Raw genomic sequence first — 17,271 nt, 5'->3', positions numbered from 1 at the left:
GAATCCCCAATGCCCAATCCCCAATCACCGCCTCTCGAACACCGCGATGCTTTCCACATGCGCGGTATGCGGAAACATGTCCATCGCGCCGGCGGCCTTGAGCGTGAAGCCCTGCTCGTTGACCAGGTAACCGGCGTCGCGCGCCAGCGAGCCGGGGTGGCAGCTCACATAGACGATGCGCTCGAATTTTTTCAGCGGCAGCTGCTGCAACACTTCCAGCGCGCCCGAGCGCGGTGGGTCCAGCAGCAGCTTGTCGAAGCCCTGCCGCATCCACGCCGCGTTACGCTGGTCCTGGGTCAGGTCGGCCGCATGGAACTGCGCATTGGTCAGACCGTTGCGCTGCGCGTTGTCCCGGGCGCGTGCCACCAGCCCGGCATCGCCCTCCACGCCGACCACTTCGCGCACACCGCGCGCCAGCGGCAGGGTGAAATTGCCCAGCCCGCAGAACAGATCCAGCACGCGGTCGTCCGGCCCGGCGTCGAGCAGCGCCAGCGCATGCGCGATCATCTTCTGGTTGAGCGAGGCATTGACCTGGATGAAATCCAGCGGCCGGAATGCCAGCTCCACATCCCACTGCGGCAGGCGGAACGACAGCGGCACCTCCTGCGGCCATAGCGGATGCACGCTCTCAACGCCACCGGGCTGCAGGAAGATCGCAAAGCCGTGCGCCTGGGCGAACGCGGTCAGCGCCTGCAGGTCGCGCTCGCTGAGCGGCTGCAGATGGCGGATGGTCAACACCACCGCCTCGTCGCCGGCAATGAATTCGATCTGCGGGACGTCGCGCTTGCCATCCAGGCCTTCGACCAGCGCCGCCAGCTGCGGAATCTTCTCGCCGATCTGCGGGATCACCGTGTAGCAGACCGACAGATCGGCCACGAAGCGCGGATCCAGCTCGCGAAAGCCGACCAGGGTCTTGTCCTTCTTTTCGACGCGACGGACCGAAAAGCGGCCCTTGCGCCGATAGCCCCAGGTATCGCCGACCAGTGCCGGCAGCACCGCCTGCGGTGTGACGTGGCCGATGCGCTCCAGGTTGTCCATCAGCACGCGCTGCTTGGCCACGATCTGCTGCGACTCTTCCAGATGCTGCAGCACGCAGCCGGCGCAGACGCCGAAATGCGGGCAGCGCGGGGTCACCCGCTGCGGCGATGCCTCCAGCACCTCCACCGTCCTGGCCTCGTCAAAATGCCGGCTGCGCGCGGTGGGTTCGGCACGCACCAGCTCACCGGGCAAGGCGCCACTGATGAAGGTGACCTTGCCGCCCTCGCCATCGCGGCGGGCCACACCGCGCCCGTCGTGGCTGAGGTCGGTGATCGCGGTCTGGAACGGAGTACGGTCGAAGCGGTTTCGGGTTCTGGCCACGTGGCGACGAGCTGCGGGCAAAAAGGGTGCGTATTGTCGCAGATGCGACCGATCCCGGCCGCTTCGCGCGGTGGAACAATTGTCGTGCCCCGCAAACACAGGCACACTTCCGCTGCACGCGGCTGCTAGGACGCGGCATCGCTGACAAGGAGGCAGCATGAACATGGCGACACGCCAGGAACCCCAACCACGCCTCTTGCTGGTAGAGGACGACCCGATCAGCCGTGGCTTTCTGCAGGCGGTGCTGGAAGGTCTTCCCGCCCATGTGGATTGTGCAGACTCGCTGTCGTCGGCACTGGACCGTGCGCGCGCGCGTCGCCACGACCTGTGGCTGATCGACGTCAATCTTCCCGATGGCACCGGCAGCGGCCTGCTGCGCGCACTGCGCCTGCTGCACCCGGACGTGCCTGCACTGGCCCATACCGCGGACACCAGCATGGTCATGCAACGCAGCCTGCAGTCCGATGGTTTTCTGGAGCTACTGGTGAAGCCGCTGACCTCCGAGCGCCTGCTGCAGGCGGTGCGTCGTGGGCTGGCGCGCGGCCGCTACAGCGTGGCGCCGGTGGGCGTGATCGACATTGCCGCCAGCGATTGGGACGAAGCGGCCGCGCTCAGCGCGCTCAACGGCCAGCAACACCATCTCAACGCGCTGCGCGAATTGTTCCTGGCCGAGTTGCCGGGCACTCGCGACGCGGTGGATTCGGCCTTGCAGGTCAGCGACGATCAGGCACTGCGCAGCCATCTGCATCGGCTGCAGGCCAGCTGCGGTTTTGTCGGCGCGGCACGGCTTGCCGGCGCAGTGCGCCTGCTGCGCGGCGACCCGCATTCCAGCACGGCGCAGACCCAGTTCCATGCGGCGGTGGCTGCACTGCTGCACTGAAGGAGGACTGCAGCGGTGGCTGCACTGCTGCACTGAAGGAGGACTGCAGCGGTGTCCCTGGGCCCGGCGCAGCGTTGGCGATCGGAACTGGTGACATTGAGCACCATGCATGACGATGGTTCCGCATGGAGTTCAACGCGCATCCGGCGACTGCTCGCAAGACTGGTAGACCTGCCTTGCGACCCTCAACGCCGCCGCGCCAGATCCTCGAGCATCTCCCAGGATTTGAGCCCGCGTCCACTCAGGTGATGCAGCAGCACGCCCCGCATGCTGCGACGCAGGCCCGGCATGTCGTCGGCCGCCGGCATGACGTCCTGGCCCAACGCCAGCAGCGCCGCACCGGTGACGGTGTCGCGCCGGTCCTGCGCGACCGCCTCGCTCAGTACGCGCAGCGCGCCCTCCTGCGGATCGAGACGGTAACGCGCCGCCGGGTCGATCGGCTGGCCGTCGCGGTCGTGCTGCAGATCGAACGCAAAGCCCAGGCCATCGAGCACATCGCGCTCGAACTGGCGCAGCCCCCAGGCCAGCGGCAGGCCGGATGCCAGATGCGCACGCGCCTGCGCATAGCAATCGAACAACTCTGGCACCGGGTCGTTGCGCGGCGCCAGGCGCAGCAGCAGTTCACTGATGTAGAAGCCGGCCAGCATGGATTCGCCCGCCAGGCGGGGGGCGGTGTCCAGCGCCTCGGCCTGACGCAGCTGGGCCAGTTCGCCGCGTTGCACCGCAGTGAACTGGATCAACTGCAGTGGCTGCAGCGCGGCCCGCAAGGCCTGCTTGCGAGGCCCGTGCACCCCACGCGCCAACAGCCCGACCCGGCCATGCTGCTCGGTCAGCACTTCCACCAGCAGGCTGGTCTCGCGCCAGGCCCGCACATGCAGGATGAAACCGCGTTCGTGTTCGATCAGCATGGTCTGTTATGCGGCAAGGAGCGCGATTGCAGGACACAAGAGCGGCCAGCAGCGATGACCGCCGTGAGCCGCTGCCGGCAGCGCAGTTTGGTCGCAACCGTCGACGGCAGCAGCCGCAATGGCCAGGCGCGATCCGGTGCATCGGGACATCGCTTGCATCGCAGCCCCATGTCCGTGCCGGTGCCGGCGACCGCATCGACAGGCTGTCAGCACGGCACTGGCACTGGCACTGGCGCCAGCCAGGGCCTCACTCGTATCCGAACGCCTTCAATGCCGCTTCGTCGTCCGACCAGCCTTCGCGCACGCGCACCCAGGTCTCCAGGAATACCTTGGCACCGAACAGGCGCTCCATCTGCAGGCGCGCCTTGCCGCCGATGTCCTTCAGGCGGGTACCGCCCTTGCCGATCACGATCGCCTTCTGGCCTTCGCGTTCGACCCAGATCACCGCGCCGATGCGCAGCAGCGCGCCATCTTCGGCAAAGCGTTCGATCTCCACCGTGGTGGCATATGGCAGTTCTTCGCCGAGCTGACGCATCAACTGCTCACGCACCAGTTCCCCGGCCAGAAAGCGCTGGCTGCGGTCGGTGATCTCGTCCTCGCCGAACATCGCTTCGGCCTCCGGTACCAGCTTGAGCAGGTCGCCGACCAGCGCCTCCAGGCCCTTGCGCTTGAGCGCCGACACCGGATGCACCGCAGCGAACGTGCGCCCCTCGCTGACCTGGGCCAGGAACGGGAACAGCGCGGTCTTGTCCTTGAGCCGGTCGACCTTGTTGACCACCAGCACCACCGGCACTCCGGCGTCGCTCAGGACCTTGAAGGCCAGGGTGTCTTCGTCGTCCCAGCGGCCGGCTTCGATCACCAGCACTGCCGCGTCCACGCCTTCCAGCGAGCCGCGCGCGGCGCGGTTCATCACCCGGTTCATGGCGCGCTTCTGCTCGCGATGCAGTCCGGGCGTGTCGACCAGCACCAACTGCCCTTCGGGAAAGGTGGCAATGCCCAGCAACCGATGGCGCGTGGTCTGCGGCCGGTTAGACACGATGCTGACCTTGGCGCCAACCAGGGCGTTGGTCAGGGTGGACTTGCCGACATTGGGCCGGCCGATCACCGCAACGCTGCCGCTACGGTGGGGGGAAGAGGTTTCGCTCACGTGTTGGAATCCAGTTGTGCGATGACAAGGGTGGCCGCCTGTTGCTCGGCGAGGCGACGCGAGCTGCCCTGGCCTTCGGCGCGGGCGACGGGCTGTTCCAGGATGCAGGCGACGTGGAACTGCTTGGCATGTTCGTCGCCGCTTTCGCTGATCAGCGCGTAAGTGGGCAATGGCAGCTGCCGCGCCTGCAGCCATTCCTGCAGCCGGGTCTTGGGGTCTTTCTCGGCCTTGCCCACCGGCAGCGCCGCCAGCGAAGGCTCGAACCACGGCAGCACCACCGCGCGGCAGCGTTCGAAGCCGCAGTCCAGATAGATCGCCGCGACGATCGCCTCGACCGCGTCGGCCAGGATCGAATCACGTCGATGGCCGCCGGATTTCAGCTCGCCCGGGCCCAGCGTCAGCCGCTCGCCCAGGTTGAGGGTGCGGCCGATCACCGCCAGCGCCCCTTCGCGTACGAGTTCGGCACGCGCGCGGGTCAATGCACCTTCGTCGGCCTTGGGCCAGCGCTGGTAAAGCGCCTCGGCGACCAGCAGGTTGACGATGCCGTCGCCGAGAAATTCCAGTCGTTCGTTATGCGGTGTCCCGGCGCTGCGGTGTCGCAGCGCCTGGGCGAGCAATCCCGGATCGGCAAACGCATGCCCGATCGGATCGCCGCGCTGGAAAGTCCTATTCGCCACCACGCCTCGTCAGATCCTGTGTGGTATCGAACTTGCCGACCACGTCGAGATTTCCGACCAGCTCACGCCGCACTTCGTAGTTGACCTTCATGCGCCAGCCACCTTCGATGCGTTCGAACTTGACGTTCTCACGCTTGACGCTTTCGGATGCATTGATATCAAGACGCTTGAACAGCATGTCCTGCAGCTTGGATGGATCCATGTCGGCACTGCCGCCTTCGTTGGCCAGGCCCTTCATCGACGTACGCACTGCGTAGTATTCCTGGTACATCGGAAACAGCTTCATTCCGATGTACAGCGCGAACCCCACCACCGCCAGCACCACCACGAACGACGTCAACGTCATACCGCTCTGCTTGCGCTTCATTGTGCTTCCCCCGGCACGCCGTGCGTGCATTACTGGATTCCGGTCCCGATCCGCGACGGATCGAAACTCCCCTTGCAGAACCACCCTTCGCAATTGAGCCAGATCAGGAACGCCTTGCCGCGCAGGTTGGCTTCCGGCAGGAAGTGCGTCTGGGTCCAGAACCGGCTGTCTTCGCTGTTGTCGCGATTATCCCCCATCACGAAATAGCTGTCCGCCGGCACGGTCCAGTCACCCTGCCCGGCCGGCATGTTGCGATCGACCCACTCCAGCACCGTGTGGGTGCGGCCCGGCAAATCCTCGACCAGCAAGGTGGTGCCGGTCATCTCGGCGCCCTTGCCCTTGCCGATGTATTCGCCCTTGACCGTGTAGCGCATCGGCTTGTCGTTGATGTACAGCGTATCGCCGTGGAAGCCGATCTTGTCGCCCGGCAGACCCACCACGCGCTTGATCCAGTTCTGGTCCGGCGCATGCGGCGGCTTGAACACCACCACGTCGCCGCGCTTGGGCTCGCCGGTCGGGATGAACTTGGTATTGGTGATCGGCAGACGGAAACCGTAAGCGAACTTGTTGACCAGGATGAAATCGCCGATCAGCAGATTGGGCATCATCGAACTGGACGGAATCTTGTACGGCTCGGCCACGAAGCTGCGCAGGATCAACACCACCGCCAGCACCGGAAAGAAAGCGCGCGAGTAGTCGATGATGGCAGGCTCGCTGTCCAGCAGACCGGCGCGTGCCGCGCGGCGCTTGGCCAGGAACAGCTTGTCCAGCAGCCAGATGAAGCCGGTGCCCAGCGTCAACACAACCAGGGCAATTTCAAACCATTTCATTGATGTTCCTTCGGAACGGGATTTGGGATTGGAGATTGGGGATTCGCAAAAGCACGGGGCTGGCAAGTCGTTGCCAATCCCCAATCACGACTCCCGAATCCCTGCTACTTATCCATCTGCAAGACAGCCAGGAAGGCTTCCTGCGGAATCTCCACGCGGCCGACCTGCTTCATGCGCTTCTTGCCTTCTTTTTGCTTTTCGAGCAGCTTCTTCTTGCGCGAAACGTCGCCACCATAGCACTTGGCCAACACGTTCTTGCGCATCGCCTTGACCGTGGAGCGCGAGATGATTTGCGAGCCCACGGCGGCCTGGATCGCCACGTCGAACATCTGCCGCGGGATCAGATCCTTCATCTTTTCGCACAGTTCGCGGCCGCGCCGGTCGGCGTAGCTGCGGTGCACGATGATCGACAGCGCATCGACCTTGTCGCCATTGATCAGCGTATCCACGCGCACGAACGGGCCGGCATCGAAACGCAGGAAGTGGTAATCCAGCGAGGCGTAACCGCGCGAGACCGACTTGAGCTTGTCGAAGAAATCCAGCACCACTTCGGCCATCGGCAACTCGTAGCTGATCTGCACCTGGCTGCCCAGGTAGTTGATGCCGATCTGGGTGCCGCGCTTTTCCTCGCACAAGGTGATGATGTTGCCGACGTAATCGGGCGGGGTGAGGATGTTGGCGCGGATGATCGGCTCGCGGATCTCTTCCACGTTGTTGAGCGGCGGCAGCTTGGATGGATTGTCCATCGGGATGATGCTGCCGTCGGTCTTCAGCACTTCGTAGACCACGGTCGGCGCGGTCGAGATCAGGTTGAGGTTGTACTCGCGCTCCAGCCGCTCCTGCACGATCTCCATGTGCAGCATGCCAAGGAAGCCGCAGCGGAAGCCGAAGCCCATCGCTTCGGAGCTTTCCGGCTCGAAGCGCAGCGCCGCATCGTTCAGGCGCAGCTTGTCCAGCGCCTCGCGCAGATCCGGGTAATCCTCGGCATCGACCGGAAACAGGCCGGCGAACACGCGCGGCTGCATTTCCTGGAAACCGGGCAGCGCATGCGGCGCCGGGTCGGCCGCCAGGGTCAGCGTGTCGCCGACCGGTGCGCCATGCACGTCCTTGATCGATGCGTTGATCCAGCCCACTTCACCGGCGCCCAGCGCGGCAAGCTCCTTGCGCTTGGGCGTGAACACGCCGACCTTGTCGACAAGATGAGTACGGCCGGTGGACATCACCAGGATCTTGCTGCCCGGCTTGATCTCGCCCTGCATCACGCGCACCAGCGACACCACGCCCAGGTAGTTGTCGAACCAGGAGTCGATGATCAGCGCCTGCAGCTTGTCGGTGTCGCGCGGCTTGGGCGGCGGAATCCGCTGCACGATCGCTTCCAGCACCAGATCGATGTTCAGACCGGTCTTGGCGCTGACCGCCACCGCGTCTTCGGCGTCGATGCCGATCACCGCTTCGATCTCGGCCTTGGCCCGCTCGATGTCGGCGGTCGGCAGGTCGATCTTGTTGAGCACCGGCACCACTTCCAGGCCCTGCTCCACCGCGGTGTAGCAGTTGGCGACCGACTGTGCTTCCACGCCCTGGGCCGCATCCACCACCAGCAGCGCGCCTTCGCAGGCGGCCAGCGAGCGGCTGACTTCATAGGAGAAGTCCACATGCCCGGGGGTGTCGATGAAGTTCAGGTGGTAGACCTGCCCGTCCTTGGCCGTATACGGCAAGGACACCGACTGCGCCTTGATGGTGATGCCGCGTTCGCGCTCGATCGGGTTGGAGTCCAGGACCTGGGCCTCCATCTCGCGCGCCTGCAGGCCGCCGCACAGCTGGATGATCCGGTCGGCCAGGGTGGATTTACCGTGGTCGACGTGGGCGATGATGGAGAAGTTGCGGATATTCCGCATTGAATCAGAGGACATTGAGGTGGGCGCCGGCGGTGCCGTCGTCAGGGTAACGCAGCATTGTCGCACGGCTGGCCACTCATGATGCTCAGAAAAATCCCTTGACAAACTGGCAGTTTTTAAGTAGATAAAATTTGCCGTTAACTACTAAGGAATGGAAGTGAACGTATCTTTGACCAGGTCCAATTCGAGACTCCTTCTAGCTTCGCTTCTTTTTTTCTCTACAGCTATCACTGGAATGGCTGGCGAGCAAAAGACGAAAGAGCCGACGATTAATCTCAAGTCCGAACTCGAAGGAAATTACAGCGCGCGGGAAATGCAAGATCGATTTTCTGAGTCGTATGCAGATGTTTTGTGCCAAGTTAGTGCTAGTGGCGGCCAGATGTACTGCTGCGACTCTAAAACTCTGAGATGTTGGTGGGTCTACGCGGCCTGAGGTCACAAGAAATAAGGTCGACGAAGGTCGACCTTATTTCTTATCTAACCGATTGATTAATCAGTAAATGTTTTGATGGCAACGTAGCTTGTTGATTGTCCATTTGTCACAAGCAGCATAATTACATCACCTGCTTTGTAAGCCTTGAGTGCGCGATTCAACTCGGCAACACTACCGACCTTTGTACGGCCAACACGGGCAATGACAAGGCCCGGCGACAGCGGCGGCTGGGTGCTGCGCGCCGCAGCCCCAGTGACCGCAGCAATCCTTACGCCCTCGCCCGCTTCCAGGCCTAACTGGCTCCGCTCGGCGGCGGTCAGGTCCACCACCTGCAAGCCCAGCAACGCCACACTGGCCGGGGCTTCAGGCTTGGCGTCGGCCGCTGCAGTACGCGGCGAAGCGTTGTCGCCACCATCCTGCTGCAACGGCGCCAGGACGACCGACACTTGACGCTGCTTGCCATCGCGCAGGACGTCGAGTTTGACCTTGGTACCCGGCATCATCAGCCCGATCATCGGCGGCAGGTCGCTGGCCACATCGATCGGCTTGCCGTTGACCGCGGTGATCACATCGCCGACTTCGACCCCGGCCTTTCCCGCCGGGCTGCCGGGCGGAATGTCGTTGACCAGCGCGCCGCGCGTATCCGGCAGGCCCAGGCCCTGCGCCTTCAGCGAGTCGATCGCACCAACCTGCACGCCCAGCATCCCGCGACTCACGTGGCCGGTAGCCTTGATCTGCTCGGCAGCACTGAAGGCCAGGTCGATCGGGATCGCGAAGCTAATGCCCATGTAGCCGCCCGACGCGGAGAAGATCTGCGAATTGATGCCTACAACCTCGCCGCGCGTGTTGAGCAGCGGGCCGCCGGAGTTGCCCTGGTTGATCGCCACATCGGTCTGGATGAACGGTACATAGCGCTGTTCCTGCCCACCAGTACTGCGCCCGGTGGCACTGACGATGCCGGCGGTGACCGAGTGGTCCAGGCCGAACGGCGAGCCGATCGCCACCACCCACTGGCCCGGCTTGAGCGTGTTGGAATCGCCCAGGCGCACCGTCGGCAGGCCCTTGGCCTCGATCTTGAGCAGCGCCACGTCGAACTGCTCGTCGCTGCCGACCACCTTGGCCTTGAACTCGCGGCGGTCGGTCAGCTTGACGGTGACCTCGCTGGCGCCATCGACCACATGGTGGTTGGTCAGCACATAGCCGTCGGCCGAAATGATGAAGCCCGAGCCCATCGACTTGCCGGCGATGCCGCCATCGTCATCGCCGCCCTGGCCCGGCCCCTGCCGCGGCCCGCCCGGCATCTGGAAATCCGGCCCGAAGAAGCGGCGGAAGAAATCCGGCATCTGCTCGTCGCCGGGCATCGCGCCGCCGTCCTGCCCACCGCGCCGCTGGCGCGCCATGGCGTCCTTGCGAGTGATGGTGGTTTCGATATTGACCACACCCGGGCCGACCTGCTCGACCAGATTGGTGAAGTCCGGCAAGCCGGCCACCAGCTGCGGAGCCGGGGTGGCGCTGCGGTTGGCGGCAATCGGGGCAACATCCTTGGCCGTGGGCGCGGACTGCTGCGCGCAGGCGGCCAGCGGCAGGGTCATGGCGATCAGGCCGAACATCTGGGTGCGAATGCGATGGTTCATCAGGTTGCCTCCGATGGCAGGGCGACAGGGGCCAAAGCCCCTGCCACTGCAGGGGTCCGGCACGATAACGGGAGGGAGGGCGCCGAACGGATGAAGATCGGCGGCGGCATCAATCCTGCGGCGGCTGCACCGGCAGCGGCCGGTTGGGCGCGGGGCTGGCAACACCCTGCGGCGCAGGCTCGAACGGATAGAACGCGGTGCCCTGTCCGCCTTGGCGGAAGCTGGCATTGAGCGGACTTTCACCGGCACCGGACAGCGCCGCGCGCGGCCATGGGCGTGCCTGCAAGGTGGTATCCGGATGCGTGAACGGATTCGATGGCGACACCGCACCGGCCGTAGCCGTCGTCGCAGCAGGAGCAGCGGACGCCAGCATGCGGGTCGGCAACTGCTGCTGACGCGAAGCGACGCTGCGGGCGACCTGCTGGTTGCGTGTGGCCGCGCCACGGCGCGTGGATGCCAGCGCGGCGGCCGGCACCGCTGCGGCCAGCGCGGCCACCTCATCGGGAGCGACCGGACCGGGCTCGGCCGGAGCCTTCGGCGCTGCAGGCGTGGTGGGGGCCTGCGTGGCCGCCGGCAGCTGCGCTGTCGTGGCGAACACCGGGACCTGCTCGGCCGGCGGTACGGTCTCGGGCAGGCGCTCGCGCGCCATGAACAGGGCGATTGCAGCGACCGATGCCGCGATCGCTGCGCCCCCCCCCCAGCGCCAGCGCGTGACCGGACGCGTGGATGGCTGCGCCTGCGGCACCGGCTCATCGGCAATGGCACTGCGCACGCGCGCGGCAAAATCCAGCGGTGCCGGCGCGCTGGCCGCACCGCGCAGCACATCGCCACATAGCTGCCAACGCTCGTGGCAGCCGGCCAGTTCCTCGTCGTGGGCCAGGCGGCGCAGCAGGAAGCGCGACTCGTCGGCGCTCAATTCGCCATCCACCAGCGCAGACAGCTGCTGACGGTAGTGACGCTCGAACTTGTCGGTGGTGGACATGGCAGGGTTATGGCTCATACACGGTGTCGCTCACGGGTGGCGCTTTCGGTCTCCAACAGAGGCCGCAGCTCGATGTCGATGGCCTCGCGCGCCCGGAAGATGCGCGAGCGCACCGTTCCGATCGGGCAATCCATCTTTCGCGCGATTTCGTCGTAGCTCAGCCCCTCCACCTCGCGCAGGGTGATGGCCGACCGAAGTTCTTCCGGCAGGGCTTGGACCGCACGCATCACCGTTTGTTCCAGCTCCTGTCGCATCAATTCGCGCTCCGGAGTGTCGGTATCGCGCAGGCGGGTGGCACCATCGAACTGTTCGGCATCGCTGATCTCGATATCGTCGGTGGGCGGGCGGCGGTTGTGCGCAACCAGATGGTTCTTGGCAGTGTTGACGGCAATGCGGTGCAACCAGGTATAGAACTGGGAGTCGCCACGGAAACTGTTGATCGCGCGGTAGGCGCGCACAAACGTATCCTGGGCCACGTCCTGGCACTCGCTCCAGTCGGCGATGTAGCGCCCGATCAACGCAACGATGCGGTGCTGGTATTTGCGCACCAGCACATCGAACGCTGCGCTCTCGCCGCGCTGCACACGCCGGACCAGTTCCAGGTCCAGCTCCTGAGGTATATCGACTTCGGCCATGTCGGGCCGCACTCCTGTCAGCCCACCGAAGTCGGGCAATGAGACAACCAATGAAAAGAAAAGTTCATACCGACCCGGACGATCGTCACGCATCAGACTAGCTGCACCGATGCGCCACTGGCGACGCCTCGCACGAGGCGCGCGCCGCCCTGCCGACAGGTATGGGTATTTGACGTGAAGGAAACAACCTCTGGATGATAACGACCTTTCCTTATATCTCCGGACGGCCAGACGCATGCTTCCAGGTTTCGACGGGCTCCGATTCAGCCATTGGCAGGCCGACCTGCGCGAGGACGGCGTGGTCGTGCTCAGCCTTGATCGCCAGGGCGCACCGGTCAACGCGTTTTCGCAGGAGGTGCTGCTCGAGCTGGGCGCGCTGGTCGAACGTCTGGCGCTGGACCCGCCCAAGGGCGTGGTGCTGCGCTCGGGCAAGCCCAACGGCTTCATCGCCGGCGCCGACCTGAAGGAATTCCAGGAGTTCGACCGCAAGGGCACCGTCAACGATGCGATCCATCGCGGCCAGAGCGTCTTCCAGAAGCTGGCCGAACTGCCCTGCCCCACGGTGGCGGCGATCCATGGCTTCTGCATGGGCGGCGGCACCGAGATTGCGCTGGCCTGCCGGTATCGCGTGGCCTCCGACGATATCGGCACGCGCATCGGCCTGCCGGAAACCAAGCTCGGCATCTTCCCCGGCTGGGGCGGCAGCGCCCGCTTGCCGCGCCTGATCGGCGCGCCGGCGGCGATGGACCTGATGCTGACCGGCCGCACCGTCGCGGCCAAGGCCGCACGCGCGATGGGCCTGGTCGACAAGGTCGCCGCGCCCGCAGTGCTGGTCGATGTCGCGGCCGCGCTGGCGCTCACCGGCAGCAAACGCCCGTTCAAGCAGCGCGCCACCGCGTGGGCCACCAATACCTTGCTCGCGCGCAAGCTGCTGGCGCCACAGATGCGCAAGCAGGTCGCACGCAAGGCGCGCAAGGAGCATTACCCGGCGCCCTACGCCCTGATCAACGTGTGGGAACGGGCCGGCGGCAGCGGCATCCAGGCGCGCCTGGCGGCCGAGCGCAAGGCGGTGGTCAAGCTCGCCAGCACGCCGACCGCACGCAACCTGATCCGCATCTTCTTTCTCACCGAGCGCCTGAAGGCACTGGGCGGCAAGGATGCCGGCGCTGAGGCGCTGGCTCCGATCCGCCATGTGCATGTGGTCGGCGCCGGCGTGATGGGCGGCGATATCGCGGCCTGGGCGGCGTACAAGGGCTTCGAGGTGACGCTGCAGGATCGCGAGCAGCGCTTCATCGATACGGCGCTGGGCCGCGGCGGCGAGTTGTTCGCCAAGCGCGTCAAGGACGAGGCCAAGCGGCCGGCGGTGGCGGCGCGCCTGCGTGGCGACCTGGCCGGCGCGGGCGTGGCGCAGGCGGACCTGGTGATCGAAGCGATCATCGAGAACCCGCAGGCCAAGCGCGAGCTGTATCAGTCCATCGAGCCGCAGCTCAAGCCCGATGCCTTGCTGACCACCAACACCTCGTCGATTCCGTTGACCGAGCTCCGCGGGCATATCCAGCGCCCGTCGCAGTTTGCCGGCCTGCACTACTTCAATCCGGTATCGATGATGCCGCTGGTGGAAATCGTGCAGCACGACGGGCTGGATCCGGCCAACGTCGCGCGCCTGGCGGCATTCTGCAAGGCGCTGGACAAGTTCCCGGTACCGGTGGCCGGCACGCCGGGCTTCCTGGTCAATCGCGTGCTGTTCCCGTACCTGCTCGAAGCGGCCACCGCCTATGCCGAAGGCGTACCGGGCCCGGTGCTGGACAAGACCGCGGTGAAGTTCGGCATGCCGATGGGGCCGATCGAACTGATCGACACGGTGGGGCTGGACGTTGCCGCCGGCGTGGGCGCGGAGCTCGCACCGTTCCTGCACCTGCCGATTCCGGCGGCGCTGGCCACTGTAGAGCCGGGCAAGCGCGGCAAGAAGGACGGCCAGGGCCTGTACAAGTGGGAGAACGGGCGCGCGGTCAAGCCCGAGGTCGCCAGCGGCTACGAGGCGCCGGCAGACCTGGAAGATCGCCTGATCCTGCCGCTGCTCAACGAAGCGGTCGCCTGCCTGCACGACGGCGTGGTGGCCGATGCGGACCTGCTCGACGCCGGCGTGATCTTCGGCACCGGCTTTGCCCCGTTCCGCGGCGGCCCGATCCAGCACATCCGCAGTGTCGGCGCCGACGCCTTGCTGGCACGTCTGCAGGCACTGCAGGCGCGCTATGGCGAGCGTTTCGCACCGCGCCCGGGCTGGCGGTCGCCGTTGCTGCGTGAACCGGTGGCGTGAGCCGTCGACGCTGTCTTCGACGTCGATCAGACACGCAAGCGGGGGGCGATCGGCGACTGGGGTGATCTGCAGGTTGCAGCGCGGCAAGCCATCGACACACGCGGTCGCAGGCAACAAACAACAACGGCGAGCCGAGGCTCGCCGTTGTTTTTACCAGCTTGCAACGTGCCTCAGAAACGCAGACCCACACTGGTGAAGAAGTAACGACCCGCCTGGTCGTAACCGGCGAGCGAGTTGCCGTTGAAGGTCAGGCTGCCGCCCACCAGCGGCGGCTCCTTGTCGGCGATGTTGTTGATGCCCAAGGTCCAGGTGACGTAATCGCCCAACTGCATCGAACCGGACAGGTCGAAGTAGTTGTATGCCGACACCTTGTTGCCCTGGTTCACCAGGCGTACGTCGGTTGTGCCACGGGTGCCGTCGGTGTTCTGGTAATCCAGCTCACCGATATAGCGCCAGCGCAGCCCGACGGTGTAGCGATCGAAGCTGTAGCGCGTGCTCAGCACATGCCGCCATTCGGCACTGTTGCAGGCCACGTTGACCACGCCCGCGCAGTCGTAGGTCACTTCCTGCACACCCGGAACCGGCTCGTACTCCTGCTTGATGGCGTAGCTGCCCATCATCGAGGCGGTCAGGCGCCCGGCGCCGACGCTCCAGGCATACGATGCGGTCAGATCCACGCCCTGGAAATGCAGCGAACCAAAATTATCCTGGGAATTGAGGATCAGACCGGACACGTCCGGGTCGCTACCGCGGAACAGATCGCCCGTGGTGGCATTGCGGCGCACGCGGCTGCAGATATCCGCATTACCGGTCACGCCGCATGCGGTAAGGATGTTGGAAGAGCCGATGCTGCGGATCGCGTCGTCGATCTTGATGTCGTAGTAATCCACGCTCAGATCGAGCCCCTTGATCGGGCTGGCGGCAAAACCGACGGTCCAGGTATTGGCCGTTTCCGGCTGCAATGTCGTATTGCCGCCGCCGATCTCGTTGTACTGGCCGGCCGGGTTGGCTGCAACGCGGCCGTATTGCGCCGCAGTCACACCGGTGTTGGCGCACTGGGCCTGGGTGAAGACCGGATTGGCACCGGCGCACGGGTCGCTACCGCTCCATAGCCCGATCGTATTTTCGTTATACAGCTCGGTCACGTTCGGAGCGCGGATCGCACGGTTCCAGCCGGCGCGCAGGTGGTACTTACCATCGACGAATGTTGCACCCAGACCGGCCTTGTAGGTACTCACGCCACCGGAGGTGTCGTAGTCCGAATAGCGATAGCCAAGCTGCATGTCGAGGTGATCCAGGCTACCGGCCTGCGCCACCAGCGGCACCGCGCCTTCGAGGAACAGTTCCTTGACGCCGATGTCGCCGGACACATTGGAGGTCGGGCCACCCAGGCCGGTGAAGTTGCCGGTCTGCATGTTGCTGTCGGCCACCCGCTTGAAGGTCTCGTTGCGGGTCTCGACACCACCGACCAGACTGATCGGGTTATCGCCGGCCCACGGCAGGCTGTAGCCGAAATTGCCGGTCACATAGGCGTTGAACACGCGCATCGAGGTTTCGTAGTTGACGATACCCACGCCCTGCAATGCCTCTGCCTCTGCTGCGGTGACACTGTCGGTCCACACGCTGTAGGGCACGCAGCCATCGAACGAACCAGGCTGGCAGCCCAGTAGTGCATCGCGGACGCGCGTGGTCACGAAGTCGTTCCTGTTTTCCGACTTGGTGGTGCTGCGGTTGTAGGTGAACGAGGCGTCGTACGACCAGTTGTCGTTGATGTCGCCCTGGGCGCCGGTGGTGATGCTGAAACTGTTGGTATCCGAGTCGGTGATGCGCGGGCCGCCTTCGACGTTGCGCTTGGCCACGTAGACGGTGAACTCGTCGTCGGTGATGCCCACATCGTTGCACAGGCTACCGATCACCGAGGTGGCGCAGTTGACGTTGAGGTCAGTGAAAAACGCGCCCGACGGCGCGATCTGGGTCGAACTCTTGCGGTTGACGAACAGGGTTTCGAGATAGGGCTTGAAGTGCTCGTTGACCTCGTACTTGATGTTGGTGCCGGCCGTGTAGCGCGTATCCGGACGCTGGTAGTAATTCAACGGCGCGAAGTTGTAGAGATTCGGGGATGCGACCTGCGACCAGGTGCCGCCGGCTGAGGGCTGCACGTAGAACGCGCCAGCCGACGGAGCGACGACGTAGAAGTTGGCCGGATCTGCGGTGGCAGAGCCGCCGCAGGCGGTGCCGCGGTTGCTCAATGCGCATGCGGAGTAATCGCGCTGGCCTTGCAGCAGTGGATCGTTCTCGCGCCAGGTGGCCCATGCGGTGGCATGCCCCGCTTCGCCGAAGCTGCCGCCGATGGCCAGGTCTACATTGCGGGAGATGCCGTCGAAACCGGAGTTTCCAGTCGGATAATCGTAACCGGCGTCGTCCATCAGACCGCGCATCAAGGTGTTGCCGTTGTCGTGCTGGTAGGCGTTGTAGCCCATGTCGACACTGACACCTTCGAACTCGTCGTCGAGCACGAAATTGACCACGCCGGCGACGGCATCGGAGCCGTACACCGCCGAGGCGCCGCCGGTCAGGATGTCCACGCGGCGCACCAGCGCTGCCGGAATGATGCTGATGTCCGGACTCTCGCCGATGCCTTTGGGAATGCGCCTGCCGTTGACCAGGGTCAAGGTGCGCTGCGCGCCCAATCCACGCAGATCGACGGTCGCATACCCCTGCGAGCCATTGTTGGCGAAGTTGTCGAAGCTCGCCGAGAGCTGCGGGTACTGGTTGATCAGATCTTCGACCTTGGTCGAGCCGGTGTACTGGAATTCCTCCTTGTTGATCTCTGCCACCGGACTGGAGGCAGTCATCGTCTGGCTCTTGATGCGCGTACCGGTGACACTGATCGCGTCCAGGCTCTTGAGTTCCGTCGAGGGCTGCTCCTGCGCGATCACGGTTCCCGACAGGGCAAATGCGGCAGCGCCAACCGTGAGCGATACCCGGATGGCGTCGCGCAGCTTGGTGGTCTTCAATCTCATCTCTCTCTCCGAGAAGTTCGAACGGGTGAGCGCGACGCACTGCATCGGCATCTGAGGCAATGCCGGCACGTGCTGCGACGTTGTTGGCAAGCGCATCAACCTGCGCTTCCACACTGGCGAACGGCCGGACGAAAGAGCGCCCGAAAAAACGTTGCCAACCCGATGTTAAGACCACGTTGAGGAG

At 64.9% G+C, this 17,271-nt stretch carries 13 protein-coding genes; 2 read left to right on the top strand and 11 right to left on the bottom strand.

The genetic code is table 11. From position 1 onward, the window contains the following. Positions 1-24 precede the first annotated feature (24 nt). Entirely contained in the window at positions 25-1,359 is a 1,335-nt protein-coding gene (gene rlmD / locus GGR73_RS01740) for a 23S rRNA (uracil(1939)-C(5))-methyltransferase RlmD (RefSeq protein WP_184455374.1), read from the bottom strand. A 157-nt stretch (positions 1,360-1,516) separates the two neighbouring features. Between rlmD and GGR73_RS01735 the strand changes: the two genes are divergently transcribed. Further along, positions 1,517-2,239, top strand: a complete 723-nt coding sequence (locus tag GGR73_RS01735) for a response regulator (protein ID WP_104552925.1) — start codon at positions 1,517-1,519, stop codon at positions 2,237-2,239. A 185-nt stretch (positions 2,240-2,424) separates the two neighbouring features. Here GGR73_RS01735 and recO read toward each other — a convergent pair whose 3' ends face one another. The 9 genes from recO to rpoE all read right to left on the bottom strand — a co-directional run bounded on the left by recO (position 2,425) and on the right by rpoE (position 11,747). Then, the gene (recO, locus tag GGR73_RS01730; RefSeq protein WP_065031839.1) at positions 2,425-3,147 is read right to left on the bottom strand and encodes a DNA repair protein RecO; all 723 of its coding nucleotides are present in this window, start codon (positions 3,145-3,147) and stop codon (positions 2,425-2,427) included. Positions 3,148-3,394: 247 nt separating this feature from the next. Continuing rightward, a complete protein-coding gene (gene era, locus GGR73_RS01725; protein ID WP_024938032.1) occupies positions 3,395-4,294 on the bottom strand; it encodes a GTPase Era in 900 nt (299 codons plus the stop codon). Further along, complete coding sequence (gene rnc / locus GGR73_RS01720; RefSeq protein ID WP_039511552.1) at positions 4,291-4,971, bottom strand: ribonuclease III; 681 nt, start codon at positions 4,969-4,971, stop codon at positions 4,291-4,293. The genes era and rnc overlap by 4 nt, the downstream gene beginning before the upstream one ends. Next, complete coding sequence (locus tag GGR73_RS01715; RefSeq protein WP_102581087.1) at positions 4,961-5,368, bottom strand: DUF4845 domain-containing protein; 408 nt, start codon at positions 5,366-5,368, stop codon at positions 4,961-4,963. The genes rnc and GGR73_RS01715 overlap by 11 nt, the downstream gene beginning before the upstream one ends. Further along, positions 5,368-6,168: a signal peptidase I gene (lepB, locus tag GGR73_RS01710; RefSeq protein WP_011036465.1), complete on the bottom strand. Its 801-nt coding sequence runs from the start codon at positions 6,166-6,168 to the stop codon at positions 5,368-5,370. Before lepB ends, GGR73_RS01715 begins: the two co-directional genes overlap by 1 nt. Before the next feature lie 104 nt (positions 6,169-6,272). Further along, complete coding sequence (lepA, locus tag GGR73_RS01705) at positions 6,273-8,063, bottom strand: translation elongation factor 4 (protein ID WP_024938035.1); 1,791 nt, start codon at positions 8,061-8,063, stop codon at positions 6,273-6,275. A 489-nt stretch (positions 8,064-8,552) separates the two neighbouring features. Next, complete coding sequence (locus GGR73_RS01700) at positions 8,553-10,130, bottom strand: DegQ family serine endoprotease (RefSeq protein ID WP_184455372.1); 1,578 nt, start codon at positions 10,128-10,130, stop codon at positions 8,553-8,555. Between the two features lie 109 nt (positions 10,131-10,239). After that, positions 10,240-11,130 (bottom strand): sigma-E factor negative regulatory protein, encoded by an 891-nt coding sequence (locus GGR73_RS01695; protein ID WP_184455370.1) that lies wholly within the window; start codon positions 11,128-11,130, stop codon positions 10,240-10,242. Continuing rightward, the gene (rpoE, locus tag GGR73_RS01690; protein ID WP_046342100.1) at positions 11,127-11,747 is read right to left on the bottom strand and encodes an RNA polymerase sigma factor RpoE; all 621 of its coding nucleotides are present in this window, start codon (positions 11,745-11,747) and stop codon (positions 11,127-11,129) included. Before rpoE ends, GGR73_RS01695 begins: the two co-directional genes overlap by 4 nt. A gap of 235 nt (positions 11,748-11,982) precedes the next feature. Here rpoE and GGR73_RS01685 point away from each other — a divergent pair, with 235 nt between their 5' ends. Next, positions 11,983-14,064 carry a 3-hydroxyacyl-CoA dehydrogenase NAD-binding domain-containing protein gene (locus GGR73_RS01685; protein ID WP_184455368.1) on the top strand — a complete coding sequence of 694 codons (2,082 nt, stop codon included), beginning with the start codon at positions 11,983-11,985 and terminating at the stop codon, positions 14,062-14,064. A gap of 170 nt (positions 14,065-14,234) precedes the next feature. Here GGR73_RS01685 and GGR73_RS01680 read toward each other — a convergent pair whose 3' ends face one another. Further along, positions 14,235-17,087, bottom strand: coding sequence for a TonB-dependent receptor (locus GGR73_RS01680; RefSeq protein ID WP_184455366.1), 2,853 nt, complete (start codon positions 17,085-17,087; stop codon positions 14,235-14,237). Between the last annotated feature and the right edge of the window lie 184 nt (positions 17,088-17,271).

The sequence above is a fragment of the Xanthomonas sp. F14 genome (assembly GCF_014199865.1).
Note: the sequence above shows the minus strand (reverse complement) of the source record. Positions and strands in the feature narration are given on the sequence as shown.

What these genes read in the sequence shown, in the direction of transcription:
- GGR73_RS01735 (WP_104552925.1), top strand. Translation starts at nt 1,517, where the DNA reads ATGAACATGGCGACACGCCAGGAACCCCAACCACGCCTCTTGCTGGTA.
- recO (WP_065031839.1), bottom strand. Translation starts at nt 3,147, where the DNA reads ATGCTGATCGAACACGAACGCGGTTTCATCCTGCATGTGCGGGCCTGG.
- GGR73_RS01715 (WP_102581087.1), bottom strand. Translation starts at nt 5,368, where the DNA reads ATGCACGCACGGCGTGCCGGGGGAAGCACAATGAAGCGCAAGCAGAGC.
- lepB (WP_011036465.1), bottom strand. Translation starts at nt 6,168, where the DNA reads ATGAAATGGTTTGAAATTGCCCTGGTTGTGTTGACGCTGGGCACCGGC.
- lepA (WP_024938035.1), bottom strand. Translation starts at nt 8,063, where the DNA reads ATGCGGAATATCCGCAACTTCTCCATCATCGCCCACGTCGACCACGGT.
- GGR73_RS01700 (WP_184455372.1), bottom strand. Translation starts at nt 10,130, where the DNA reads ATGAACCATCGCATTCGCACCCAGATGTTCGGCCTGATCGCCATGACC.
- GGR73_RS01695 (WP_184455370.1), bottom strand. Translation starts at nt 11,130, where the DNA reads ATGAGCCATAACCCTGCCATGTCCACCACCGACAAGTTCGAGCGTCAC.
- rpoE (WP_046342100.1), bottom strand. Translation starts at nt 11,747, where the DNA reads ATGGCCGAAGTCGATATACCTCAGGAGCTGGACCTGGAACTGGTCCGG.
- GGR73_RS01685 (WP_184455368.1), top strand. Translation starts at nt 11,983, where the DNA reads ATGCTTCCAGGTTTCGACGGGCTCCGATTCAGCCATTGGCAGGCCGAC.
- GGR73_RS01680 (WP_184455366.1), bottom strand. Translation starts at nt 17,087, where the DNA reads ATGAGATTGAAGACCACCAAGCTGCGCGACGCCATCCGGGTATCGCTC.